This window comes from Sulfitobacter sp. JL08 (assembly GCF_003352045.1).
Classification (GTDB): Bacteria; Pseudomonadota; Alphaproteobacteria; order Rhodobacterales; family Rhodobacteraceae; genus JL08.
Window position 1 is genome coordinate 4,248,473 of the sequence record NZ_CP025815.1, and the last position, 23,536, is coordinate 4,272,008.

At 55.4% G+C, this 23,536-nt stretch carries 24 protein-coding genes and 1 pseudogene; 10 read left to right on the top strand and 15 right to left on the bottom strand.

The window, feature by feature from the left end:
* The first annotated feature begins 34 nt into the window (after window positions 1-34).
* Complete coding sequence (locus C1J05_RS20825) at window positions 35-376, top strand: DUF2853 family protein (protein ID WP_114871943.1); 342 nt, start codon at window positions 35-37, stop codon at window positions 374-376.
* Window positions 377-605: 229 nt separating this feature from the next.
* Here C1J05_RS20825 and C1J05_RS20830 read toward each other — a convergent pair whose 3' ends face one another.
* From C1J05_RS20830 to tsaD, 5 genes are read right to left on the bottom strand one after another with little or no spacing between them, the layout of a single operon-like run.
* Complete coding sequence (locus tag C1J05_RS20830) at window positions 606-1,004, bottom strand: DUF1761 domain-containing protein (protein WP_114872497.1); 399 nt, start codon at window positions 1,002-1,004, stop codon at window positions 606-608.
* A gap of 52 nt (window positions 1,005-1,056) precedes the next feature.
* Window positions 1,057-1,476: an EVE domain-containing protein gene (locus C1J05_RS20835; RefSeq protein WP_114871944.1), complete on the bottom strand. Its 420-nt coding sequence runs from the start codon at window positions 1,474-1,476 to the stop codon at window positions 1,057-1,059.
* Window positions 1,476-1,748 carry a YciI family protein gene (locus C1J05_RS20840; protein ID WP_114871945.1) on the bottom strand — a complete coding sequence of 91 codons (273 nt, stop codon included), beginning with the start codon at window positions 1,746-1,748 and terminating at the stop codon, window positions 1,476-1,478. The genes C1J05_RS20835 and C1J05_RS20840 overlap by 1 nt, the downstream gene beginning before the upstream one ends.
* Window position 1,749: 1 nt before the next feature.
* Window positions 1,750-2,712, bottom strand: a complete 963-nt coding sequence (locus tag C1J05_RS20845; protein WP_114871946.1) for an NAD(P)H-dependent glycerol-3-phosphate dehydrogenase — start codon at window positions 2,710-2,712, stop codon at window positions 1,750-1,752.
* Entirely contained in the window at window positions 2,709-3,806 is a 1,098-nt protein-coding gene (tsaD, locus tag C1J05_RS20850) for a tRNA (adenosine(37)-N6)-threonylcarbamoyltransferase complex transferase subunit TsaD (RefSeq protein WP_114871947.1), read from the bottom strand. The genes C1J05_RS20845 and tsaD overlap by 4 nt, the downstream gene beginning before the upstream one ends.
* Window positions 3,807-3,890: 84 nt before the next feature.
* On the opposite strand from tsaD, the gene C1J05_RS20855 reads away from it, so the two are divergent.
* The 5 genes from C1J05_RS20855 (at window position 3,891) to C1J05_RS20875 (ending at window position 9,723) form a co-directional block, all read left to right on the top strand.
* The gene (locus C1J05_RS20855) at window positions 3,891-4,607 is read left to right on the top strand and encodes a uroporphyrinogen-III synthase (RefSeq protein ID WP_114871948.1); all 717 of its coding nucleotides are present in this window, start codon (window positions 3,891-3,893) and stop codon (window positions 4,605-4,607) included.
* A gap of 64 nt (window positions 4,608-4,671) precedes the next feature.
* The gene (locus tag C1J05_RS20860; protein WP_114871949.1) at window positions 4,672-5,886 is read left to right on the top strand and encodes a COG4223 family protein; all 1,215 of its coding nucleotides are present in this window, start codon (window positions 4,672-4,674) and stop codon (window positions 5,884-5,886) included.
* Between the two features lie 9 nt (window positions 5,887-5,895).
* Window positions 5,896-7,371: a heme biosynthesis protein HemY gene (locus C1J05_RS20865; RefSeq protein WP_114871950.1), complete on the top strand. Its 1,476-nt coding sequence runs from the start codon at window positions 5,896-5,898 to the stop codon at window positions 7,369-7,371.
* A gap of 105 nt (window positions 7,372-7,476) precedes the next feature.
* Window positions 7,477-8,325, top strand: coding sequence for a flagellar motor protein MotB (locus C1J05_RS20870; protein ID WP_114871951.1), 849 nt, complete (start codon window positions 7,477-7,479; stop codon window positions 8,323-8,325).
* A gap of 84 nt (window positions 8,326-8,409) precedes the next feature.
* Window positions 8,410-9,723: a flagellar hook protein FlgE gene (locus C1J05_RS20875; RefSeq protein ID WP_205389008.1), complete on the top strand. Its 1,314-nt coding sequence runs from the start codon at window positions 8,410-8,412 to the stop codon at window positions 9,721-9,723.
* Here C1J05_RS20875 and C1J05_RS21970 read toward each other — a convergent pair.
* The 3 genes and pseudogenes from C1J05_RS21970 to C1J05_RS20890 all read right to left on the bottom strand — a co-directional run.
* Window positions 9,666-9,803: pseudogene (locus tag C1J05_RS21970) on the bottom strand (flagellin N-terminal helical domain-containing protein); the annotation flags it as partial. The gene C1J05_RS20875 and the pseudogene C1J05_RS21970 overlap by 58 nt on opposite strands.
* 210 nt (window positions 9,804-10,013) lie before the next feature.
* Window positions 10,014-10,373, bottom strand: coding sequence for a hypothetical protein (locus C1J05_RS20885; RefSeq protein WP_114871953.1), 360 nt, complete (start codon window positions 10,371-10,373; stop codon window positions 10,014-10,016).
* Complete coding sequence (locus tag C1J05_RS20890) at window positions 10,370-10,651, bottom strand: rod-binding protein (protein WP_114871954.1); 282 nt, start codon at window positions 10,649-10,651, stop codon at window positions 10,370-10,372. The genes C1J05_RS20885 and C1J05_RS20890 overlap by 4 nt, the downstream gene beginning before the upstream one ends.
* 104 nt (window positions 10,652-10,755) lie before the next feature.
* On the opposite strand from C1J05_RS20890, the gene C1J05_RS20895 reads away from it, so the two are divergent.
* Window positions 10,756-12,309 (top strand): flagellar hook-length control protein FliK, encoded by a 1,554-nt coding sequence (locus C1J05_RS20895; protein WP_162798175.1) that lies wholly within the window; start codon window positions 10,756-10,758, stop codon window positions 12,307-12,309.
* Window positions 12,310-12,318: 9 nt separating this feature from the next.
* On the top strand, window positions 12,319-12,984 hold the full coding sequence (locus tag C1J05_RS20900; protein ID WP_114871956.1) for a flagellar hook capping FlgD N-terminal domain-containing protein: 666 nt from the start codon (window positions 12,319-12,321) through the stop codon (window positions 12,982-12,984).
* 34 nt (window positions 12,985-13,018) lie between these two features.
* On the opposite strand, the gene C1J05_RS20905 is transcribed toward C1J05_RS20900, so the two are convergent.
* The 6 genes from C1J05_RS20905 to C1J05_RS20930 all read right to left on the bottom strand — a co-directional run bounded on the left by C1J05_RS20905 (window position 13,019) and on the right by C1J05_RS20930 (window position 19,758).
* Entirely contained in the window at window positions 13,019-14,338 is a 1,320-nt protein-coding gene (locus C1J05_RS20905; protein WP_114871957.1) for a UDP-glucose dehydrogenase family protein, read from the bottom strand.
* Window positions 14,339-14,458: 120 nt separating this feature from the next.
* Window positions 14,459-15,778 (bottom strand): NAD(P)/FAD-dependent oxidoreductase, encoded by a 1,320-nt coding sequence (locus tag C1J05_RS20910; protein WP_114871958.1) that lies wholly within the window; start codon window positions 15,776-15,778, stop codon window positions 14,459-14,461.
* The gene (locus C1J05_RS20915) at window positions 15,775-16,593 is read right to left on the bottom strand and encodes an ABC transporter permease subunit (protein ID WP_114871959.1); all 819 of its coding nucleotides are present in this window, start codon (window positions 16,591-16,593) and stop codon (window positions 15,775-15,777) included. The genes C1J05_RS20910 and C1J05_RS20915 overlap by 4 nt, the downstream gene beginning before the upstream one ends.
* Entirely contained in the window at window positions 16,590-17,471 is an 882-nt protein-coding gene (locus C1J05_RS20920) for an ABC transporter permease subunit (protein WP_114871960.1), read from the bottom strand. The genes C1J05_RS20915 and C1J05_RS20920 overlap by 4 nt, the downstream gene beginning before the upstream one ends.
* 4 nt (window positions 17,472-17,475) lie before the next feature.
* A complete protein-coding gene (locus C1J05_RS20925; protein WP_114871961.1) occupies window positions 17,476-18,603 on the bottom strand; it encodes an ABC transporter ATP-binding protein in 1,128 nt (375 codons plus the stop codon).
* A 69-nt stretch (window positions 18,604-18,672) separates the two neighbouring features.
* Window positions 18,673-19,758: a polyamine ABC transporter substrate-binding protein gene (locus C1J05_RS20930; RefSeq protein WP_205389009.1), complete on the bottom strand. Its 1,086-nt coding sequence runs from the start codon at window positions 19,756-19,758 to the stop codon at window positions 18,673-18,675.
* 143 nt (window positions 19,759-19,901) lie between these two features.
* Between C1J05_RS20930 and C1J05_RS20935 the strand changes: the two genes are divergently transcribed.
* On the top strand, window positions 19,902-20,597 hold the full coding sequence (locus C1J05_RS20935; protein ID WP_114872498.1) for a GntR family transcriptional regulator: 696 nt from the start codon (window positions 19,902-19,904) through the stop codon (window positions 20,595-20,597).
* A gap of 91 nt (window positions 20,598-20,688) precedes the next feature.
* Window positions 20,689-22,086 (top strand): aspartate aminotransferase family protein, encoded by a 1,398-nt coding sequence (locus tag C1J05_RS20940; protein ID WP_114871963.1) that lies wholly within the window; start codon window positions 20,689-20,691, stop codon window positions 22,084-22,086.
* Here the strand turns inward: C1J05_RS20940 and C1J05_RS20945 are convergent.
* Entirely contained in the window at window positions 22,083-23,381 is a 1,299-nt protein-coding gene (locus tag C1J05_RS20945) for a lytic murein transglycosylase (protein WP_114872499.1), read from the bottom strand. The genes C1J05_RS20940 and C1J05_RS20945 overlap by 4 nt on opposite strands.
* Between the last annotated feature and the right edge of the window lie 155 nt (window positions 23,382-23,536).

Genomic DNA, 23,536 nt, shown 5'->3' on the forward strand with positions numbered 1-23,536 from the left:
CTGCGGGCCGTTCACAATAGGCGGGAGATCCCAGATGGGTAAACGTGACGAGTTGATCGCGCAATATGCGGATGATCTGAGAAACAAATGCGGTATGACACCGGACATGGACCTTTTGACCAAGGTCACGATTGGTTGTGGTCCTGCGATTTACAATGCGGATGCATCTACGGTTGCGGCGTCGCAACAAAGTGAGCTTGAAACCGTAAAAGACAATTTTCTGGTCAAAAAGCTGGGTTTGGCAGACGGACCAGAGCTTATGGCGGCGATCCAGAAAGTCATTGAAACATACGGCCAGTCAGAGCGGAACAAGTACCGCGCGGTCGTCTATTACATGCTGACAAAGCATTTTGGCAAAGAAGCCGTTTACGGCTGAATGCAGCGAAAAACAACCTGAACGCCTGCTTTGTTAAGCGGGCGTTTTTTTTGGCGGGCATTTGAAATACTCGATGATTGCCCGTGCGAACGCATTGCTTTAGACCTGCAGACATCCGGCCAGTAAGGCCAGAACCGAATTTCGATACACGTGTGGTGGCTTTGGGAGCACGTGGGGTACGAAGGGTTCTGGTTTGCGCCGGAACCCTTCGTCATTATTTGACCAAGCGTCAGAACAGGGTCAGGACAAGGCCGATGACCGTGCAGCCCAGCGTGGCATATCCGCCGTCAATCAAAAGCAATTGTCGTGGCTTGCCGCCGAACCCGTAAAACGTTGCAATCCACGGCGTGACCAGAAACAGCCCGATGCCAAACCCGGCCATGATCCCTTTGCCAGCGCTGTCGATGCTGCTGAGCACAAAGATGTGCCGCATCATGCCTGCAACAAGAACAGATGCCAGAAAGCTGGTGATATAGGGAACCGGGTCAGACCGGTTTGCAGGTTGTTGCCCTGTGGGATCCAGTTCAACCCCTGACAGCGACATCCAGGGTTTTGCAAAAACAGTGTACCAGACAGCCCCAAATGCAAAAGATGCGATTGCCGCCGCGACAACGTTCAGAAATTCCATATCCACCTCCCTCTTTCACAGGGGGAAGATTGCCTAAAAATTGGGCATCAGACTAGGGGGAAACACCACCGAGGTGACAGACAATCGCCCACTCTTCTTCGCTGACCGGTTGCACTGACAGACGTGAATTGCGCACGAGCGTCATGCCGTCCAGTCGCCCATCCGCCTTGATCATGTCCAGCGTCACGGGTTTGGCAAAGGGCGCCACAGCCTTGATATCAACGCATTCCCAACGGTCATCATCTGTCGTGCTGTCGGGGTGTGCCTTGGTGATTACCTCGACAATGCCGACAACGGCCTTTTCAGTCTGCGAGTGGTAAAAGAACCCTTTATCGCCAACGGCCATCTGGCGCATGAAATTGCGCGCCTGATAATTTCGCACACCATCCCATTCTTCGCCCCGGTCGCCGCGGGCCACTTGCTGATCCCAACTCCAGGTGCTGGGTTCAGACTTGAAAAGCCAGTAGGCCATTAGCCGATCACCTTGTTCCACTGGATCAGTTCGACCGATTTGAACAGACCAGCCTTGGCATAAGGATCATTTGAGGCCCATCGTTCGGCTGCTGCCAGATCTTCAAGATCCAGCACCACAAGCGATCCGGCCATGGCGCCGTTTTCGTCAAGCAGTGGCCCGGCATGAACAACAACACCGGTTTCTTCAATATAGCCTAGATGCGCTGCACGATTGTCTTTGCGTGTTTGCAATGCGCCGTCTTTATCCCGTGCGATCAAAGCGATCAGCATATCATTCCTCCCTCAGCGGTCGTGCCAGCAACATTGCCAGCGCATCCCGAATATCTATCGTCTGGTCAAGCAAACGCACAACCACATCTGTGATCGGCATATCCAGACCGCGATCTGTTGCAACCTTGTGTACTGCGCGTGCAGTTGCCGCGCCTTCTACGGTGATCTTTGGATCAAACCCGGTTTGCAAGCCGATCGACAGACCCAATTGGTAGTTGCGCGACTGTTCTGACGTGCAGGTCAGCGCCAGATCGCCGAACCCCGACAACCCGGCCAGTGTTTCTGGCTGCGCGCCGAATGATGCAGCGATGCGCTGCATTTCTGCATAGCCGCGTGTCATCAGCGCAGCGCGCGCACTATCACCCAGACCGGCGCCAATTGTCGCGCCACATGCGATGGCAATAATGTTTTTCAGCGCCCCGCCCAATTCCGCGCCGATAGTGTCTGATGTGCGATACAGTCGGATATTCGGTGTTGTCAGCTGTTGTTGCAAGCTTTGCCCCGTGCTGGGGGATGCGCAAGCCAGCGTCAGGGCTGTGGGCAGACCCCTTGCGATATCCAAGGCAAAGCTGGGGCCGGTCAGAATGGCGGGTACAGCTGTTGGAACCTCATCCATGATGATCTGCACCGAACCTGTGCCAGTGTTCAGTTCAATCCCCTTGCAGCATGCCACCAGAACCTTGTTCTGCAGATCATTTGCATGGTCGCACAGCAGGCCCCGCAAGCGTTGCAACGGCACCGCCAGCAACAGTGTCTGGTGTTCTGACAAATCGGAAAAATCCGAAGTTACGGATAAAATATCGGGGAAAACACAGCTGGACAGATACTGTGCATTCATCCGCGCGGCTTGCATTTTGCGCGCCTGATCGGTGTCGCGCGCCCAAAGCGTAACAGGTTGGGTCTGAGCCAGCGATATGGCCAATGCTGTCCCAAAAGCGCCCGCGCCGATGACACCAACAGTCATGCCTTGGCCCCCTTTTTGCCGCTGCCCAACATGGAAGGGCTTGCCGTATCAAGCGGCCAGCGCGGCCGCGCGGAAAGCGTGAAATCATCGCGATGGCCCGCCTGAAACAGTTCCAGCCCGGCATAGGCGATCATCGCTGCGTTGTCTGTGCATAACGCGAGGGGGGGTGCAAAGAATTCGACCTTCAAATCATCGCAAACAGTCTCTAATGCAGCGCGAATTGCGGTATTTGCCGCCACTCCGCCAGCAAGGGCGAACTTCGCCCGATCCGGGTTTTCATCCAGATAAAGCGCAAGAGCACGCCGTGTTTTTTCCCCAAGAACATCAGAAACTGCGGCCTGAAACCCTGCACACATGTCTGCGCGATCCTGCCGGGTGAGTCCGCCCTTTTCGTCTACGATACTGTTACGCGTTCGCAGCAGTGCCGTCTTCAGGCCGGAAAACGAAAGATCACATCCCGGTCGGTCCAATAGCGGTCTTGGAAACGCAAAGCGATCGGCATCTCCGGACTTTGCTTCGATTTCGACAGACGGGCCTCCGGGTTGCGGCAGGCCCAGCAGTCTGGCGGTTTTATCAAACGCTTCGCCTGGGGCATCATCAATGGTGCCGCCCAACCGGCGGAAATCTTCAGGACCGCGTACAATCAAAAACTGACAGTGACCGCCGGATACAAGAAGCATGAGATAAGGATAAGGGATCTGATCCGTCAATCTGGGTGTCAGCGCATGTCCGGCAAGGTGATTGACGCCGATCAAAGGCATACCCGACGCGGCGCTTAAGCCTTTGGCGCACATCACGCCGGACAATACGCCGCCAATCAGGCCGGGCCCTGCTGTTACGGCGATTGCATCAAGATGTTTGAGATCGACGCTCGCCGTTTCAAGGGCCGTTTTTACGCAGATATCAATCTTTTCAGCGTGCGCGCGGGCCGCAATTTCGGGAACCACACCGCCAAAATCACGGTGCAGTTCAGTCTGACCATAAACAATCGAAGACAGAATTTCAGGCGGATTGCCGTTTTCCTGACGCACTACGGCGGCCGCAGTGTCATCACAACTGCTTTCTATTCCTAGAATGGTCAGGCTTTGCGTCATATTCAGAAGCGGTCCGGATCCGTTGCAACGTGTTGTCTGCGGAGGTATCACCCTAGTTCGTGGCGAACAATCCCGGGCCTTTTGATGCGTGTGTCTGAACCGATCCTGTTACTGACCAGACCACTGGACGCATCACAACGTTTTGCGACACTGATGCAGGACAGACTGGGCCGAGCGGTGCGAATCTGCATATCCCCGCTTTTGGACATTGTGCCTGTTTCGCAGGCGGTTGATTTTGGCAATGCGAACGGTCTGGTGTTCACGTCTGCAAATGGCGTTGTTGCGTTGTCGAGGTTAACACAGGATCGGACATTGCCGGCGTATTGCGTTGGAGCGGCCACTTGTGAGGCCGCGCGCACGCATGGATGGGTGGCTACGGTTTCGGGTCAGGATGCACAATCATTGATCGCAGGCGTTTCGGCATCAGGGATCAAAGGGCCGCTGATGCACATCAGGGGTGTCCACAGCCGCGGCGATGTTGCAAAAAACCTGACAGAGGTGGGCGTTCCGACTTCCGAGACGATTGTTTACGATCAGGTTGAACTGGAATTGAACCAGGACGCCAAAACCTTGCTGTCAGGATCAGACGCGGTGTTCGTTCCTTTGTTTTCCCCCAGAACCGCGGCAAGCTTTCAACGTCAGGTGTCGGGGACAGCGCCCGTATATCCTGTTGCGCTAAGTCAGGCGGTTGCTGACGAATTGCGCGATAAATGCCCCGTGGCGGTCAGTCCGGGCGCGCAAGCACTGGCTTTGGAAACAGAAAAGTTGATCAACAAGGTCTGTCCGCTTGAGGCGCGCTAGGTCGCACAGTAAGGTTCAAGTGTTAGTGATTGACGAATAAACAGAATCGAAAAGGTGCGGCACAGTGGCAAAGGCGACAAAATCCTCAAAAGAAACGGACGCTAAAGCTGATGATGCCCAGACAGATGAAAGCTCTGCTGCGTCTGCAATTGATACGCCCGAACCTGATGCCCCAACGGAACAGAATGACGTATCGGACGATACCCAAGACATCGTCGAAACAGGTCAGGATGCTTCGGAACCTGTTGCGGAAAGCAATGAAGCTGTGCCGCAATCCGATGCCCCCGAACAGACATCCAGATCTAGTTTCTTTCCGATGCTTCTGGGCGGACTCCTTGCTGTATGCATCGGCGTTTTGGTGGCAAAAAGCCCAATGTTCGAGACGTTTTTACCCGAAAACTGGCGAACTGTCAGCGCAAGTGACCTGAACGATCTTTCACAATCCGTCCAAGCCCAAAACGCACGGATTTCCGATGTTTCGGACAAACTGGCGGCAGTGCCAGTGCCCGATCTGTCCGGTGTCGAGGGCGCCATCGCAGCGCAGGCGGACAAGATTTCAGAATTGGGAGCGCAGATCGACAATCTGGCAGGTACTGTGAATGCGCTTGATGCGCGTTTGACGGCACTGGAAAAACAGCCGATTTCCCAAGGTGTATCGCAAGGCGCAATCGACGCCTACGAGCGCGAGTTGAAAGCACTGCAGGATTCGGTGGCCGCCCAAAGAAGCGAGATCGAGTCGCTACTGACAGATGCGCGCGCCATGGAAGAAAACGCCGAGATGACGGCCCAAGAGGCCTTGGCACGGGCTGCACTGACCCGCGTCTTGTCCGCAATCGACAGCGGCGGCGCGTTTGACGCCGCTCTTGGTGATCTTGAAGCTGTGACAGGTACGCAAGCACCCGAAGAACTGGCTTCGGTGGCGCAAACCGGCGTTACACCGATGATTCAGTTGCAAGACGCGTTTCCCGATGCCGCACGAGAGGCATTATCGGCAGCGCGTTTGGCCGAGCCCGATTCCGAACACAACCTGCGTTCTTTTCTTCAGCGGCAACTTAGCGCCCGGTCTGTAACACCCAAGGAAGGCGCGGACCCTGACGCGGTATTGTCGAGGGCAGAAGCGGCCCTGAAAGAAGGGCGATTGAACGATGCACTTGCCGAAATCGAAACACTGCCGCCAGAGGCGAGCGCTGCAATGGACGCTTGGGTTACACGCGCCCGGGCACGACGCGATGCACAGGATGCGGCAGAATCATTGGCGCAAAGCCTGAACAGCAAATAGGGTCCCATTATGCTTTGGTCATTGATTAAGATTGTCTTGTTTGTTGTCGTCGTAGCGGGCCTGGCGCTGGCGGCGATGTCTCTTCTTGAGACCGAAGGCGGGGTGCAAATCACTGTCGGCGGAGCCGAATACACCCTTGGGCCGCTGAACTCCGTGATTGCCGTGGGTGTGCTGATTGTTGCCTTGTGGCTTGTGCTGAAACTGTTGTCGTTGCTGGTGGCCTTCTGGCGGTTTCTGAACGGTGACGAAACTGCCATGTCGCGCTATTTCGATCGCAACCGAGAGCGAAAGGGGTTTCAGGCCCTGTCCGAAGGCATGATGGCGCTCGCCTCGGGAGAGGCACGGCTAGCCATGTCAAAGGCGGACAAAGCCGAAAAATATCTGCGCAAACCCGAGTTGACGAACCTGCTGACCGCTCAGGCCGCGGAAATGGCTGGCGACAGAACCAAGGCCGAAGAGGTCTACAAGAAACTCGTTACCGATGAAGCGACACGCTTTGTCGGCGTGCGCGGCATCATGAAACAAAAACTGGCAGCCGGCGACACCGACACCGCCCTGAAGCTTGCCGAAAAAGCATTCGCACTCAAGCCGCGGCACGAAGAAACCCAGGATGTTCTGCTGAAACTGCAGGCCGGCCACCATGATTGGGCCGGGGCACGCAAGACGCTGAGCGCCAAGCTGAAACACGGCTCTATGCCAAGGGATGTGTACAAGCGCCGCGATGCCGTTCTGGCCCTGTCCGAAGCGAAGGATATTGTTGACGAAGGCAATTCGATCGAGGCGAGGGAGGCCGCAATTGTCGCGAACCGGCAGTCGCCCGATCTGATTCCTGCCGCTGTGATGGCGGCAACGGCCTATATCGATCAGGGTAAAATGCGGTACGCGACCCGCGTTTTGAAAAAAGCGTGGGAGGCACAACCCCATCCCGATCTGGCCGCCACGTTTGCGGCCATTGCGCCCGATGAAACCCCGCAGGAACGGATCAAACGTTTCACGCCCTTGTTGCGACTGAAACCGGATCATCCTGAATCCCAAATGCTAGCGTCGGAATTGCATCTTGCCGCCGAAGATTTTCCCGAAGCCCGCCGGACCCTGGGGGATTTGGTTGAGGTCGCACCAGATGCACGGAACGTGACGATCATGGCCGCGATCGAACGGGGCGAAGGCGCATCTGATGCGGTGGTCCGCGGCTGGTTGGCCAAAGCGCTTCGCGTCCCGCGTGGCCCACACTGGGTTTGCGACAATTGCCAGCACATCCACGGGGATTGGGCGCCGGTATGCGAAAACTGCCAGAGCTTTGACACGCTAAGCTGGAAAACGCCGCCAATGTCGGAAATCGTATCCCCGTCGGGATTGCAGATGCTGCCGCTTATTGTGGGCGCGCTGGAAGACACCAGCACAGATGCGGACGAAACAGATTCTGAAATACCGGATGCGGAACTGGTCGAGGACGATGCCACTGACGAAGGTAATGCAAAACCCTAACCCTATGGCACCGATGTTGGCAAAACGCCTACATTTCGATCTGTTAAGCTGCCCGTAACGCGTTGGCTGCTACCTGTTCGCTTGGGTGAATAAAGGTGGTGACGAATGGCAGCGCAAAACAATGCGGCGCCAACAATCATCAAACGTAAAAAAGTTGTCAAAGGTGGCGGGCATCATGGGGGTGCCTGGAAAGTCGCCTATGCGGATTTCGTAACTGCGATGATGGCATTTTTCATGTTGATGTGGCTGTTGAACGCGACAACCGAAAAACAACGCAAGGGATTGGCCGATTACTTTTCGCCAACAATTGCAATCGCGCGAGTCTCGGGCGGCGGTGATGGAGCGTTTGGTGGCGACAGTGTGTTTTCAGAAGAAACATTGCCCCAGAACGGGACAGGGGCGACCAGTGATCGCCCGACCGACCAGTCCCAGGCACGCGGCGCGCGCGGCCTGGATGCGGACGGGCAAGAGATATCCCAGGACAAGGAATTTGCTTCTGTGCAGGCGGCGCTGACCGGGTATGGCGGTGAATCGCAAGTGTTGGAAAACGCACTGCGCCAGATCGTTACACGGGTCACTGATCAGGGTCTGGTCATCGAAGTGTTCGAAACTGACGAAGCGCCCCTGTTCCTTGCAAAGACGGCCCAGCCAACACAATTGCTGCGCGATATTTCCGGCATAATCGTGAAAGCCAGTCAAATTGTTACGAACCCGATTGCGATCGAGGCGCATGTAGCGGCCGAACCGGTCGTTGTCGTCCGCAACACTGTATGGGAATTGTCCGTAAGCCGGGCAGGCGAAATGCGTGTGTTGATGGAACAGGCAGGCCTGCACGCCCCCCGCATTCACCGTGTTACGGGGCATGCGGATAGCGCGCCGGCCATTCGTGATCCGATGCGGTCACGGAACAACAGAATCGAAGTGGTTTTGCTTAGGCCGGACCCAACCAGATAGGATTTTAGCTGTTAGCCCGATGTTAATGGCAAGGCCGGTATCTGTTGCGCCATTCTTTAGGTGGTGCAGCAGAAAGGCGTATCCATGACCATTTCTTCAGCTTTGAATGCCGGTGTCGCAGGGTTGTCATCCAATGCGACACGTCTTGCATCGATTTCCGACAACATCGCCAATTCGTCTACATACGGGTACAAGCGTGTCGAAACGGATTTTCATTCCCTTGTGATTTCATCATCGGGGGGCACCTATTCGGCGGGGGGTGTCCGGTCCACAACCCAAAGGCTGATTGATCAGCGCGGCGCGCTGGTTTCCACGTCGAACGCTACCGATCTTGCCGTGCGCGGGCGCGGTATGCTGCCTGTCGCTCAGGCGTCCGAGGTTGAGGTCGGCAATGGCGAAACCCAGATGTTCCTGACCACTACGGCATCGTTCCGAACGGATGCCGCAGGATATCTGCGGTCTGAATCAGGATTGATCCTGCTGGGCTGGCCTGCATTGCCGGATGGTACCGTTCCGACCTTTCCGCGCGATACGGCTGATGGTCTGGAGCCGGTGCAGATCAACGTGAACCAGTTTTCCGGTGAACCGACAACGCGGATGTCCCTTGGCGTGAACCTGCCGGCAACCGAAACAGAGGCGGGTGCATCTGGGGATGTCCAGAATCTGGCGGTTGAATACTTCGACAACCTTGGCACTTCGGAAAGTATACAGGTCAGTTTTCAACCGACTGTCCCTGCAATCGGCTCAACAAATGAATGGACAATGACGCTTACCGATACCGCATCGCCCGGCGTGACGATCGGGGAATATGTCCTGACATTCGATGACAGCCGCGCCGCCGGTGGCACCCTTGCAGCAATCACCGCGACAACCGGTGGGGCCTATGATCCGGCCACCGGAACAATCATCGTGAAAGTCGGCGGGGGCCCGATGGAAATCAACATCGGACAATTGGGGCAAAGCGACGGGTTGACCCAGCTATCGGATAAATTCGCTCCTGTTTCCATCTCGAAAGATGGAACACCCGTCGGGAACATGACAAGCGTGGAAGTCGATGCAAACGGGTTCGTTCACGCGTTTTTTGATACTGGCATCACCCGCACGATCTATCAGGTGCCTTTGGTCGATTTACCAAACCCAAACGGCATGGTTGCCCTTGATCACCAGACCTATCTGCCATCGCCGGAAAGTGGGTCGTATTTTCTGTGGGATGCGGGTGATGGCCCGACCGGCGATATCGTTTCTTATGCGCGTGAAGAATCCGCAACCGATGTTGCCGGTGAACTGACGGCCATGATCCAGACGCAACGTGCCTATTCGTCCAACGCCAAGGTCATACAGACAGTGGAATTGTCTTTGGCACTGGCGATGGACTTACCGGTTGAAATTTCACCCTGAATCTGGCCCAGATTGGCATTGATTGATTTTAGGGTCTGCAACGCAACCATTGCGCTGTTGTTTGTAAGAATGCTGGACATTCGCATTTCCTTTCTAGTCAGGCGCTTTGCGCCTATTGGTTTTCCACCCTTTCGGGCAAATGGGATGTCATTCTGAGCACTGCGACCAGCGGATTACCCCGTCGGTGCGCCACCCGTTTTCGGATGCAGGCCATGAATGAACCCTGACGCGCTAAAGGAGTCTTAAGGCACAAAACTCTTTTACGTGGCATTTGATGCAACAGCCGGTCGTCAGGTCCGCTTTTCAAAGGAGGGCGGTGTGCCGGATACCGAAACAGCCTTGTTTCCGCGCGAATCGTATGTGCCAAGGGAATTTCGTACCCGTCGCAAGTCCAAGAGTCGTTCGGAAATGGAACGCACCCCGTTCATCGCCTGCCGCAGAAGAGTTTGATTGCGCAAAAGGGCTTCACGTATCTGTTCAATGCGTGCGGATGTTGCCGGCGGGTGCGCATTGATCCTGCCGATCAGGTGTTTTTTCCGGTTCGCCAGTGCGCGAAGCTGTTCAAGATCGCCGGTCAGCAGGGCGGTTCGTTCGGTCAAAATCACCGTTTGCAGATCCGACAGATCCTTTTCACAAGCGGCGCTGTTCATGTCGCAGAGTCCCGAAGCGCCATAAACAAGGATTCGGCCAATCCGATACCTCCTGCGCGGACCATTTCTTCGGCCTGTGCCTGCACCAGAAAAGACTGGAACTGGTCTTCTCCCGCGCCTCCACCAAACGCATCTTGTGTCTTTCCAAAACCGGACGCCTTTAGCATTTCCGCCAGAAACACAGCTTCCAGTTTCTGGGCGGCTTCGCGCAAAGCTGCGTCTTGACGCGCTGCGGCTTTCACGGGCGCTGATTGGGCCGCTGTAACGATATCAGACATCTGATCCCTCGAATTAGATCGATTTTCCCGACTCTGCATGACAATCGGTAAAGAAGTCGTAACGGGTGATGTGTCTATTGGTGAAAGACCAGCGCGGAGCTTTCATGCATATCGACCCATCCAGACAAGCTGCGATGAACAGCGGACTGCCCATTGATAAGGGCGATACGCCAAATACCGGCCAACATCTTGATGCGGTTTTTGGCCGGCTTTTCGCCGCGTTGGAGCTGGCGGAACAGGGCGATAAAACGGATCCTGCCTTGCCGGCCTTTGACCTTTCGGATGACCCGGTCGAGCCTTTGGAAAATGCCGATGCAGGTACTCAGATGTCATCACGCTCGCACGAGCCCAAGTTGATGCAAAATGAAATGCCGACGGGTTCTTTCATCCCCGCGGGTCCGCAAAACGCCGGAAGCCAGACCCGTTCGGGCGTGGCGCATTCAATTACCGGGGTTTCCAGCGGCACCACAGGTTTTCATGGCAAAAGCGATGCAGGTTCCGTCGGGTTGCAGCCGCCACAAAGCCAGACTGACCAGCCTTTGGCCGAAATTCACAGTGCCCATTCGGCGCAGGCAGGTACAGAAAACCGGCATGCAGGCAAGAGGATTGCGCCGGAAACACCAGCGTCACAGACAGATGATACAAAACCGTTTGGGCAGGCCGGTTTCAAAGTAAAATTGGACATGGAAACCATCGTCCGGTCCTTGCAGGAAGAACCCCGTAACCGATCGCCAATGGCGCAGTTTGAGGATGCCAAGACTGCTCCGATCCTGCGAACGGCTGAAGGTGCACCAATGTTGCCAGTGATCAACCAAAGCAAAGATGGTTTGCAAATTGACCCACCTGATCCACAGATTGTGAAGCATCAGGAAATGATCCCTTCCAACGGTCCGCCGGTGCAAAAGGTAGCAACCCGGTTGCAGGCTTCGGGAAAACCCGAATCGGCGCAGTTCCCTGTCGAGTCTTCGCAGACCGAGACACATCGGTTGTCTCCCGACATCAGGGATATTCAAGGTCCTGAACTGTCCACGCCCCCCGATGAAAAAGCGGGTCATCCGGCGCAACCGACAGAGACAGGTAAATTCGAACAGGCAAGACCGGCTTTGCCGATCATTTTTGCACAAACCGCGCCGGTGCCAGCTGACTTGATGACAGAAGCAGCGGCTTTTGGAGGCATTGCGACGGAAGAGCTGGGATTAATTGCAAATACAGCACCGACAGGTTCGTCAGACATGCGGCTGGCAATGCCCCCGGTGGCCAGGGCAGACCTGCCCCAGACGGTCACAAGACAGTTGATCGAGGTGATAAGAAGCGGCCCGGATACACCGGTTGAGGTTTCACTAAACCCCGAAGAACTGGGACGCGTGCGGGTGGCATTATCGGCGCAGGACACTGGCGTTGTTTCCGTGACAATTGCGGCTGAACGCCCGGAAACGCTGGCGTTGCTCAAACGGCATATCGATCAGTTGGTTCAGGATTTTCAGGCCTTGGGATACTCTGGTGCGGAATTTTCGTTTGCTCAGGATAACCGGTCATGGGGTGCAAGCGACGGATCGCAAGAAAATTCATCATTCGCCGGACAGGCGGAGATCACTTCGAATGCACCGCCAGATTCACCACTCCTGATCCAGACAAGCGGGCTGGATCTTCGGCTATAAGGAACCAAGATGGAAACGAACGTAATTTCACAACAACAGTCTTTCAGTTCAAGGGCGGTGTCAGCGCCACAATCCGGCTCTGTTCTCTCATCGGATTTTGAAACCTTTCTGAAAATGCTGACTGCGCAAGCCCAGTATCAGGATCCGCTCGAGCCGATCGACTCGACACAGTACGCTTCGCAGCTTGCGCAGTTTTCCGCAGTCGAACAACAGGTGCTGAGCAATGATCTTTTGACGGCCCTTGTCGGGCAAATGGGGGGGTCTGATTTGTCTCGCCTTGCCGGATGGGTCGGGATGCAGGCGCGCAGTGACGCACCTGCGATGTTTGACGGCCAGCACATCGTTTTGAACCCAAAACCGGTGGCGATTGCGGATCAGGCGTTTCTTGTCGTGCGTGACCAAGAGGGCAAAGAAACGCAACGGATTGAAATTGCCGTCTCGGACAACCCGATTGAATGGACAGGAAAGACCGGCGATGGCGGGCAGGTGCCTTACGCGGCATACAGCTTTTCCGTCGAAAGCTTTGCGGCCGGGAAGCTGGTCTTGTCAGATACTCTTGAAACCCATGCGCCGATTGTCGAGGCGCGCAATTCAGGGGGCCAGATGGAACTGGTCCTGCGTGGCGGCCAGACAGTGACGCCACAGCAGGTTACGGCTCTCCGATCCGGACCCTGATCGCCGTTACCTTGGACCCGAAGGTTTGCATCCGCTAGGCGGAATAATCGCGCCGCCCGACCGATACGTATCCTACAAACCCGGCCTGCTGGGCATCTTTTTCTGAATAGATGTTACGCAAGTCCGCCATGATCGGATTTTCCATGCGGTTCGCGAGCCGTTTCAGATCAAGCGCGCGGAATTCATTCCATTCGGTCAAGAGAACCAAGGCATCTGCATTCTGGGCGGCCTTATAGGCATCTTCCATCCAGTTCACGCCGGGCAGCAGGGCTTCGCCTTCGCGCCGGCCTTGCGGGTCAACGACCCGTACTTTGGCGCCCGAACCCACCAGCGCAGGTACAATTGTAAGCGAGGGCGCATCACGCATGTCGTCCGTGTTCGGTTTGAAGGTCACGCCCAGCACAGCAATGATCTTGCCATTCACAGACCCCCCGCACAGGTCCATGATCTTGTCGGTCATCCGCCGCTTGATTTCATCGTTTACCTTGATCACCGTCTCGGTCAGCTGCATCGGCACCGCGTTTTCCTGCCCGATCCGTGCCAGCGCTTTTGTGTCTTTGGGAAAGCATGATCCACCATAGCCGGGACCGGCATGCAAAAACTTGTTTCCGATCCGGTTGTCTAGCCCCATGCCTTTGGACACCATTTTTACATCCGCGCCGGTGCGTTCACAAAGAGCAGCGATTTCGTTGATAAAGGTGATCTTGGTCGCCAGAAAAGCATTGGCCGCGTACTTGATCATTTCGGCGCTTTCCAGATCGGTGCTCATGATCGGAAATTCGCGCAGATAAAGCGGGCGGTATATCTGCGCCATGACGTCGGCCGCTTTTTCATTCTCGACACCTACGACGATCCTGTCCGGCCGCATGAAATCATCGATTGCCGCGCCCTCGCGCAAAAACTCGGGGTTTGATGCGACATCAAAATCGGCCTCTGGACGGGCTGCAGAAATCACCTGTTTGACCTGTCTGTTCGTACCGACAGGGACTGTCGATTTTGTGACAATCACGGCATATCCGGTCAACGCTTGTGCAATCTCTTGGGCGGCGGCCATTACAAAAGTCAGATCGGCATGGCCATCTCCGCGGCGCGTCGGTGTGCCCACGGCGATAAAGATCGCATCGGCCCCATCTACTGCCGCGGCAAGTTCCGTTGAAAACGAAAGACGGCCAGCGCTGACATTCTTGGCCATCAATTCATCCAGGCCGGGTTCATAAATCGGAACCACACCTTTGTTCAGCTTCTCGATTTTCGCGGGGTCTTTATCGACACAGATAACATCATGGCCAAAATCGGAAAAACAAACGCCAGAAACCAACCCGACATAGCCGGTCCCAATCATCGCAATTTTCATTGGCTTACCTTTACCTTACGTTCTGCCAAAGGCATGCGCGATGCAAACTGGCCTGTCAACGCGTAGAAAGATCGAATGTCAGGGCGTGTTGCCGGGTTGCGAACCCGACAGCACCAGCGCCTAAAGATCGGCCAGAGTATACGTAGCATACATCGGCAGCATCACGGCCCGGCGGGCACGGCCAAATGGAAATGTCGCCATCGGTTTTTGCATGACGTGCGGGACAACCCCGTGTCCCTGCACCAGTTCCGCCAGCATTTTTCCGGTATAACTGCCCATGGCAACCCCGTTGCCGTGAAACGCCAGCCCTGCAAACACACCCGGCATATTCGGAACGGGCCCGATATAGGGTGTCAGGTTACGGGATACACAGACCATTCCGGACCAACTGTTTGGGGTTTCAACATGGGCCCAGGCCGGGAACATGGTTTCAAAATCCCGGCGGTTTCGCTGTGCGGATCGCCGATCGGCGGACGGGGAAGACTGGAAACCGCCGCGCATGCCAAAAAGAAAGCGGCGATCAGGCATTAGGCGAAAATAGTGCAGCAGATTGCGTGTGTCGTAACACATCTGATGCGATGTCCAGCCCTGATTGTTCAGTTCTTCATCGCTGAGCGGGCGGGTGACAATTACATTCGACTGGGTCGGCAGATATCGCGATGCCAGCCAGTCGGGAAGATCGTCACTGGAATAGCCGTTTGTGGCGATCAGGACATTTTCGGCCCGAATTTCGTGACCGTTTATGTTCAGGCACCACCCACCCGAGGATGGCTGCAGCTTTGCCACTGGGCTGTTGGCATAAATCTGTGCACCCGCTTGCGCCGCGGCCTTGGCCAAGCCGGTCAGGTATTTCAATGGATTGAGGGCAAAGCCGACCGGGTTGGTCAAAGCCCCGAAAAACGGGCCGCCCATGCCACTTTGCCTTAGCTTGGTTTTTTCAATCAGGGTTGGTTCTACTTTGTATTCATCACGGATGAACTGCGCCTGTTTTTGCAGATCGTGCATATCCTTGGCGCGGTGTGCCAAAAGCGTTTCGCCATGGGAATGTGTGTCGGCATCGATACCCAAACGATCAAGCAGGCCAGCGACCAGTTGAACCGAGTCCATTTCCGCCTGATGAAATTCCCGGGCGTGCTCCGTGCCAAATCTGGAAACCAGTTCCTTGTGGCTCAGCTTGCTGCCACCCAGACAACAAAACCCGCCATTGCGCCCTGACGCTCCCCATCCCGGGTGCTGTGCATCCATAACTGCAACGCTTACGCCTGCTTCGGCAAGGTGAAGCGCGGCAGACAAGCCAGTGAATCCGGCCCCGATTATAGCCACATCGACCTGTTTGTTTTCGTCAATGCTCGGCCATTCAGGTGCCGCGCAGGTTTCATCCCACCAGCAGCTGTGACGTGGCCCCGCCCCGTACGTGTGCGTGGGGTAAATTCGTTTCATGCCGTCCGGGCGGCTGCTTGCTCGTCGCGTTGTTGGCGCACGCTTGCGCTTTTTGAAACAAGCGATGCAGTGATAACACCGACGGTTACAATTCCGATCATGATGGTCGACAAGGCGTTGATTTCGGGGCTGACCCCTAGGCGCACGGCGCTGAAGATCTTGATCGGCAGCGTTGTCGCGCCCGGACCGGAAGTGAAGGATGCAATCACCAGATCATCCAGCGACAATGTGAAGGCCAGCAACCAGCCCGAAATCACAGCCGGGGCGATGATCGGAAGTGTCACCAGACGAAAGGCATCTAAGGCTGAACATCCCAGATCAAGGGCCGCTTCTTCCAGCGACCGGTCAAATGTGATCAGGCGGGACGACACAACAACCGAAACATAGCACATCGAAAACGTAGTATGGGCCAAAACGATTGTTAGAACGCCGCGATCCAATCCGATACCGATGAACAACAACAGCAGGGACAGGCCGGTGATAACTTCGGGCATCACCAACGGCGCGTAAATCATTCCGGAAAACAGGGTACGGCCCATAAACCGGCCACCACGCACCAGAACATAGGCCGCCATCGTGCCCAGTACGGTTGCAAATGTGGATGACAGAACGGCAACCTTGATGGTGACCCATGCAGCATCCAGAAATGCTTCGTTCTGCATCAGTTCGCCATACCATTTTGTGCTGAAGCCCGCCCAGACTGTCACCAGTTTGCTTTCGTTAAAACTGAAGATGATCAGGATCAGCATCGGGATGTACAAAAACGCAAAGCCAAGCGTCAGGGCGGTGACATTAAACCACGAAAAACGGTTCATTTTTCTGCCTCCGCCTGCTTTTGCTGGTTCCGCTGAAACAGAACAATCGGAATGATCAGGATCAGAAGAAGAACAACCGCTACGGCACTGGCCACCGGCCAATCACGGTTGCTAAAGAATTCTTCCCACAACACCTTGCCGATCATCAGGGTTTGCGACCCACCCAGCAGGGATGGAATGACAAATTCGCCCAGCGCCGGAATGAAAACCAGAAAACAACCCGCAATAATTCCGTTTCGGGACAGCGGAACGGTGACCAGCCAGAACGCCTTGATACGGGAACACCCCAAATCTTCGGCGGCTTCGATCAGGGACCCGTCCAACCTGTCGAGCGCCGAATAGATCGGCAGGATCATGAAGGGCAGATAGGTATAGACGATACCGATGTAGACGGCCGTGTTTGTGTTCAGGATGGTCAAGGGATCATTGATGATCCCCACCCATAACAGAAACTGGTTCAGAAACCCTTCCTGACTGAGAATGCCCATCCACGCATAGACCCGGATCAGGAAGCTGGTCCAGAACGGCAGGATCACCAGCATCATCAGCGTTGCACGCCACTCCTCTGGGGCGCGGGCCATCGAATAAGCAATGGGATAGCCGATAATCAACGTGAAGATCGTTGATAATACCGCGATTTGCAGACTGCTCAGATAAGCGCGCCAATAAAGATCATCAGACGTGAGAAAGGCAAAGTTTTCGAAATCCAATTCCGCCAGAAAGGCGCCTATGCCTGCACTCCAGTCGAATGTCGGGGTGTAAGGCGGGATCGCCAGTGCGGTATCGGACAGCGAGATTTTCAGAACTATCAGGAACGGCACCAGAAACAGGGCCAGAAGCCAGAAGTACGGAACCGAAATCAAGAAAAAGCGGCGCATGGCGTTATTGATCCAAAAGAACGCCGGCGGTGGCGGTCCATGAAATCCAGACGGGGTCTTCCCAAGTGAAGCTGCGCCGCGCGATGCGTCTTGTGTTTGCCATTTGCGATTTGATGATGTCGCCTGACGGCAATTCCACGTGATACGTGGACAGGTTGCCCAGATAGGCGATGTCCAGAATTTTGCCCTGAACTGCGTTCTCGGCTTCTGCGGGCTTTTCTGTTGAAATCGTCACCTTCTCGGGCCGGATGGCAAGATGGCATTCCTGACCTTCCGAAAGGGAAAGGGTTGAAGATGCGTTCAAAGGCGGCTGTGACTCGCTCCAGTTCAGATGGAACATGTTTTTACCGGCAGGGCTGACAGTGCCTTTGATCAGGTTCACATCACCGATAAAGTCGGCCACATAGACCGAATTGGGTGTCTCGTAGATCCGGTCCGGGGTTGCCACCTGCACCACGCGGCCTTCGTCCATGACAGCAACGCGGCTGGCCACTGTCATGGCCTCTTCCTGATCGTGGGTCACAATCACAAAGGTCGTGCCGGTTTTTTCCTGGATATCCATCAGTTCGAACTGGGTATCCTGACGCAGCTTTTTATCCAGCGCACCCAAAGGTTCATCAAGCAGCAAAAGCTTTGGCGCCTTGGCCAGCGATCGCGCCAACGCCACACGCTGTCGCTGTCCGCCGGAAATCTGGTGCGGTTTGCGCTGGGCGAATTTTTCCAACCGGGTCAGTTTCAGCATCTCTTCGACACGGTCGATGATATCGTTCTTGGGCATGTTGCCGCGCCGCAATCCGAAGGCGATATTTTCAAAGATCGTAAGGTGGGGAAACAGCGCATAGGACTGGAACATCATGTTCACCGCCCGCTTGTTCGGCGGCACCGGTCCGATATCCTGCCCGGCCAGAAGAATAGCCCCTTCGCTGGCTGTTTCAAACCCGGCCAGCATCCGCATCAGGGTGGTTTTTCCGCATCCGGACGGGCCCAGAAGGGCAAAGAACTCTTGCTCGAAGATATCCAGTGTCAGGTCTTCGATCGCGGTGAAATCGCCAAATCTTTTGGTAACGTTCTGAAACCGGATCAAAGGTTTTGCGTCGGGATCGTCCCAAGGCGCGAACACTTTGTTATTCATCTTTGTCCCCTTTGGTCAGTATGGGGCAGGCGCTTCTTGTGTCGCCTGCCCTTTTCTTGTCAGACCGTATCAGGTCCCGGATTTGACCTTGGTCCAAAGACGCGTCACGCCGCGCTGAACCTTGGCGGAGTAAGGCGTCGTTGTATACAGGTTTTCAAGCGTTGCCTCGTTCGGGTAAATCGCCGGATCGCCGATCACATCGTCTTCCAGAAACTCTTTGGACGCCGCATTGCCGTTTGCATAGTAAACGTAGTTCGATGCAGCAGCCATGTTTTGCGCGTCCATGATAAAGTTCAGGAACTTGTGCGCTCCGGCAGGGTTTGGCGCATCAACCGGAATGGCCATCTGGTCAAACCACATCAGCGCACCTTCGGTCGGGGCGTTATAGGCAATTTCCACACCATTGTCGGCTTCGGCCGCGCGATCACGCGCCTGAAGAATGTCACCTGACCAGCCGAATGCGACGCAGATATCGCCGTTTGCCAGTGCGTTGATATATTCCGAGCTGTGGAATTTCTGCACATAGGGGCGCACACCCATCAGCACCGGTTCAGCCTTGGCAATGACATCGGGGTCCTGGCTATCGGGGTTTTCGCCAAGATACTTCAACGCCGCCGGTATCATTTCCGCCGGTGCATCCAGGAAATGCACGCCGCATTCTGCCAGTTTGGACATGTTTTCCGGGTTGAAGACCAATTCCAGAGAATCGATCGGAGCATCGTCGCCCAAAATTTCGGTTACTTTGCCAACGTTCACGCCAATACCTGTGGTGCCCCACATGTAGTTGATGGAATGCGTGTTGCCGGGGTCGTATTGTTCGGTTCTTTTCTCAACAACGTCCCACATGTTTTCAATGTTGGGCAGTTGCGAACGGTCCAAAGGCTGGAAAGCACCGGCAACGATCTGGCGTTGCAGAAAGGTGCCCGAAGGAACGACAACGTCATATCCCGAACCACCCGACAGCATTTTGGTTTCCAGAACCTCGTTGCTGTCGAAAACATCATAAATCAGTTTGATGCCGGTTTCTTCTTCGAACTGGGTCAGCAAGGCTTCGTCGATATAGTCGGACCAGTTGTAAACTCGCACTTCCTCGGCCGTCGCAGCCGCGGCGCTCAGCAATAGCGATGCTGTCAGCGTTAGTGTCACATTTTTCATGATATACTCCCATTGGGTTGCAGGACTTTTTGCCCGATCAGATTATATTTGATCAAGTTTTGCGTCTTGGGGCAAGATGATTTATGTTTCCATGCAGTGCAGCGATGCGCAATACACGTTGCAGCAAGACAGGGCAGGCCGAAATGACGATGCTTAAAAACCAGGCACAGACGCAGATGGCGACGGGCGCAAACCTGCCTGCGCACGAAGTGGTGTACCGGCAATTGCGCCGCCGAATTTTGTTCGGTGATATCGCGCCCGGTCAGGCGGTCACGATACAGGGCCTGGTCGAAACGCTGGGTGCCGGCATGACTCCGGTGCGCGAAGCCATTCGGCGCCTGACATCGGATGGCGCGCTTGAGTTTTTGGGCAATCGCCGTGTCTGCGTCCCTAAATTGACCCCCGACAGTATAGAAGAGATTGCTTTTATGAGGAAATCTCTTGAACCGGAACTGACGCGCCGCGCCGTTTGCCGGGTTGATGAAGCGCAGGTCGAGGTGTTGATGAAGATCGATAACGGGTTGGATCTGGCCATTTCGAACGGCGATGTAAACGGATATCTGGAGCATAATTACCGGTTCCACACGACGCTTTATGCCATGGCGGATGCGCCGGTTATGGCGGCGGTGGCTGACCGGCTTTGGCTGCGGTTCGGTCCTTCGCTTCGTGTTGTGTGCGGCCGATTCGGAACGCAGAATCTGCCGGACAAACATCACGAACTGCTGGATGCGCTGCGCGCCCGGGATTCCGAACGCGCCGCGCAGGCCATGAGCGATGATGTTGAGCAGGGAATGAGCCAGATCGGCGACGTTCTAGAGGCCGTTGCCCTCCGAAGCTGATTCGATTGACACTTATTAATTTGATCATATTCTGGCTGTCAGCTAGAGTAACTGACAACGCGATGCCCCCGAATCTAGAAAGGCTTTTCCCATGCCCGTAATTTCGAATCACATGCCAACTGCAGAACTTCAGGCGCTGGATGCTGCCCACCATATGCATCCCTTCACGACGCAGGACGAACTTGCAGAAAAGGGCGCGCGCGTCATTACCCGGGCCAACGGTGTCTGGTTGACGGATAGTGAAGGTAACGAAATTCTAGACGGAATGGCGGGTCTTTGGTGTGTCAACGTCGGATACGGCCGGACGGAAATGGCTGACGTGGCGGCGCGGCAAATGCGTGAACTGCCCTATTACAACACGTTTTTTCAAACCACGCACGTGCCGGCAATCGCACTGTCGCAAAAGCTGGCCGAACTGGCGCCGGAACATCTGAACCATGTGTTCTATGCCGGTTCGGGATCTGAAGCGAACGACACCAACATTCGCATGGTGCGCACCTATTGGGCGCAAAAGGGTCATCCCGACAAGAAGGTGATCATCAGCCGCCACAATGCCTATCACGGCTCAACGCTGGGGGGCGCAAGCCTTGGCGGCATGTCAGGCATGCATGCCCAGGGCGGTCTTCCGATTCCCGATGTGCACCATATCGGACAACCCAACTGGTGGGCCGAAGGCGGCGACATGAGCCCCGAAGAATTCGGTCTGGCCCGTGCCCGCGAATTGGAACAGGCCATTCATGAACTGGGTGAACACCGTGTCGCGGCGTTTATCGCTGAACCTATCCAGGGTGCTGGTGGCGTGATTATTCCTCCGTCAACCTATTGGCCGGAAATCCAGCGCATATGCGATGCCCATGATATCCTGCTGATCGCCGACGAGGTGATTTGCGGTTTTGGCCGGACCGGTAACTGGTTCGGTAGCCAGACCCTGAACATTCGTCCGGACATCATGACAATCGCCAAGGGCCTGAGTTCGGGGTATCAGCCGATTGGCGGCTCGATCGTCAGCGATGACATCGCCGAAGTGATCGGGGCGTGCGAATTCAATCATGGATACACCTATTCCAGCCATCCGGTCACAGCAGCGGTCGCGCTCGAGAATTTGCGTATTCTTGAAGAAGAAAAAATTCTTGAGCATGTGCGCAACGTTGCCGGCCCGCATCTTGAAACGAAATGGAAAGCGTTGCTGGATCATCCGCTGGTCGGCGAAGCGAACATCGTCGGCATGATGGGATCAATCGCACTGACCCCACACAAGGAAAGCCGCGCCGGGTTTGCATCCGAAGCAGGTACAATCGGATATATCTGCCGCGAGCGCTGCTTTGCCAACAATCTGGTGATGCGCCATGTCGGCGACCGCATGATCATTTCGCCCCCACTGGTCATGACACCGGACGAGATTGATACGCTGGTCGCACGTGCGACGGTTGCGCTGGATGAATGTTACAGCCGGATCAAAGCGGACGGCCTGCTAAAAGCTGCGTCCTAACGCAGCTTTTCAAGCAGGGCCAAAGACGCATAGCCGTCCGGATCCATTCCAACACTGCGTTGGAAGCTTCGGACGGCATCAATTGTTTTCGGCCCGATTTTTCCGTCGATACCTTTGGTATCAAAGCCTTTGCCGGTAAGGCGCTGTTGCATTTCCTTGCGCTCATCATAGGTCAGCGCGCGGTCGCCTCTGGGCCAGTCTGACTGAATTGCAGGGCCGCCTTTGATGCGATCGCTTAGGTGGCCAACGCCGATCACATAGGCATCTGCGGTGTTATAGCGTTCGATAACGCTGAAATTCTTGAAGATCATGAAGGCCGCACCTTGCCCGCCCGCAGGCAACAGGATGGAGGCCTGCCCATAGTCGGGAACCGCCGTCCCGGCCATGCTGACAACGCCAAGCCGGGCCCAAGCCGACGGGGATTTCAATAATTCGCGGTTCGCCAGCGCATAATCAAACCCGCGCGGCAGTTTTACTTCGACCCCCCAGGGCTGGCCTTTTACCCAACCGAATCTTGCCAGATACGCTGCCGTGGATGCCAGCGCATCACTGGGGTCTTCTGACCAGATATCGCGTTTGCCGTCACCGGTAAAATCAACCGCATAAGACAGATAGGATGTTGGGATGAACTGCGTGTGCCCCATGGCGCCAGCCCAACTGCCGGTCATCTGCCTTGGGTCGGTATCTCCACTTTGCAATATTTTCAGGGCCGCGATCAGTTGTTCTTCGAAAAACGCACCGCGCCGACCGTCATAGGCAAGTGTTGCAAGCGACCGGATGATGTCATTCTCTCCGCGAAAGTGACCATAGGCGCTTTCAAGGCCCCAGACCGCTACAACGATCTCCTTGTCGACACCGAATTTGGCCTCGATCTGTTCAAGAATCTTTCGGTTGTCGCGCAGCGCGCTTTTTCCATTGGCGATGCGGGTTTCAGACGCAGCACTGTCCAGATAATCCCAGATCGTCTTGGTGAATTCCGATTGGTTTCGGTCGCGCTGGATCACCGCGCCATCATAGCGCACGCCGTCAAATGCACGGTTCAGAACATCACTTTGAATGCCCTGGCTGACTGCTCTTGATCTGAATGCCGCGACCCAGTTTTGAAACCCGGCCTCGGATCCACTCTCGCCCAACCCTTGATCGGGCGCCTTTTCAGACGCCAAACTGACCATTTTCGCGGCTGTTCTGGTATCAGGTCTGCTTTCGGGGCGAATTGACTGTTCTACCGCCGAAGCGTGAACTGATTGCACTGCCAACGCCGACAGAACCGCGATTCCACATATCGTCCAACGCATTTTTGCACCGTTTTTTTCTGCTCGGCCCAATGCTAGCGCGCCTTACTGAATCGCGAAAGGCGCAATTATGATCAAGCGCGGTCCTTTGCCGAAGCCGGAATTTGATATGCAGGTGGTGATCATTTACACTTGTCAAAAGGGATTTCATTCGGTTC

Coding starts and splice junctions, on each gene's coding strand:
- C1J05_RS20870 (WP_114871951.1), top strand. CDS start 7,477: ATGGCAGCGCAAAACAATGCGGCGCCAACAATCATCAAACGTAAAAAA.
- C1J05_RS20855 (WP_114871948.1), top strand. CDS start 3,891: ATGCGTGTGTCTGAACCGATCCTGTTACTGACCAGACCACTGGACGCA.
- C1J05_RS20885 (WP_114871953.1), bottom strand. CDS start 10,373: ATGAACAGCGCCGCTTGTGAAAAGGATCTGTCGGATCTGCAAACGGTG.
- C1J05_RS20875 (WP_205389008.1), top strand. CDS start 8,410: ATGACCATTTCTTCAGCTTTGAATGCCGGTGTCGCAGGGTTGTCATCC.
- C1J05_RS20835 (WP_114871944.1), bottom strand. CDS start 1,476: ATGGCCTACTGGCTTTTCAAGTCTGAACCCAGCACCTGGAGTTGGGAT.
- C1J05_RS20865 (WP_114871950.1), top strand. CDS start 5,896: ATGCTTTGGTCATTGATTAAGATTGTCTTGTTTGTTGTCGTCGTAGCG.
- C1J05_RS20920 (WP_114871960.1), bottom strand. CDS start 17,471: ATGCGCCGCTTTTTCTTGATTTCGGTTCCGTACTTCTGGCTTCTGGCC.
- C1J05_RS20940 (WP_114871963.1), top strand. CDS start 20,689: ATGCCCGTAATTTCGAATCACATGCCAACTGCAGAACTTCAGGCGCTG.
- C1J05_RS20825 (WP_114871943.1), top strand. CDS start 35: ATGGGTAAACGTGACGAGTTGATCGCGCAATATGCGGATGATCTGAGA.
- C1J05_RS20840 (WP_114871945.1), bottom strand. CDS start 1,748: ATGCTGATCGCTTTGATCGCACGGGATAAAGACGGCGCATTGCAAACA.
- C1J05_RS20910 (WP_114871958.1), bottom strand. CDS start 15,778: ATGAAACGAATTTACCCCACGCACACGTACGGGGCGGGGCCACGTCAC.
- C1J05_RS20935 (WP_114872498.1), top strand. CDS start 19,902: ATGACGATGCTTAAAAACCAGGCACAGACGCAGATGGCGACGGGCGCA.
- C1J05_RS20930 (WP_205389009.1), bottom strand. CDS start 19,758: ATGAAAAATGTGACACTAACGCTGACAGCATCGCTATTGCTGAGCGCC.
- C1J05_RS20845 (WP_114871946.1), bottom strand. CDS start 2,712: ATGACTGTTGGTGTCATCGGCGCGGGCGCTTTTGGGACAGCATTGGCC.
- C1J05_RS20895 (WP_162798175.1), top strand. CDS start 10,756: ATGCATATCGACCCATCCAGACAAGCTGCGATGAACAGCGGACTGCCC.
- tsaD (WP_114871947.1), bottom strand. CDS start 3,806: ATGACGCAAAGCCTGACCATTCTAGGAATAGAAAGCAGTTGTGATGAC.
- C1J05_RS20915 (WP_114871959.1), bottom strand. CDS start 16,593: ATGAACCGTTTTTCGTGGTTTAATGTCACCGCCCTGACGCTTGGCTTT.
- C1J05_RS20925 (WP_114871961.1), bottom strand. CDS start 18,603: ATGAATAACAAAGTGTTCGCGCCTTGGGACGATCCCGACGCAAAACCT.
- C1J05_RS20890 (WP_114871954.1), bottom strand. CDS start 10,651: ATGTCTGATATCGTTACAGCGGCCCAATCAGCGCCCGTGAAAGCCGCA.
- C1J05_RS20905 (WP_114871957.1), bottom strand. CDS start 14,338: ATGAAAATTGCGATGATTGGGACCGGCTATGTCGGGTTGGTTTCTGGC.
- C1J05_RS20900 (WP_114871956.1), top strand. CDS start 12,319: ATGGAAACGAACGTAATTTCACAACAACAGTCTTTCAGTTCAAGGGCG.
- C1J05_RS20945 (WP_114872499.1), bottom strand. CDS start 23,381: ATGCGTTGGACGATATGTGGAATCGCGGTTCTGTCGGCGTTGGCAGTG.
- C1J05_RS20830 (WP_114872497.1), bottom strand. CDS start 1,004: ATGGAATTTCTGAACGTTGTCGCGGCGGCAATCGCATCTTTTGCATTT.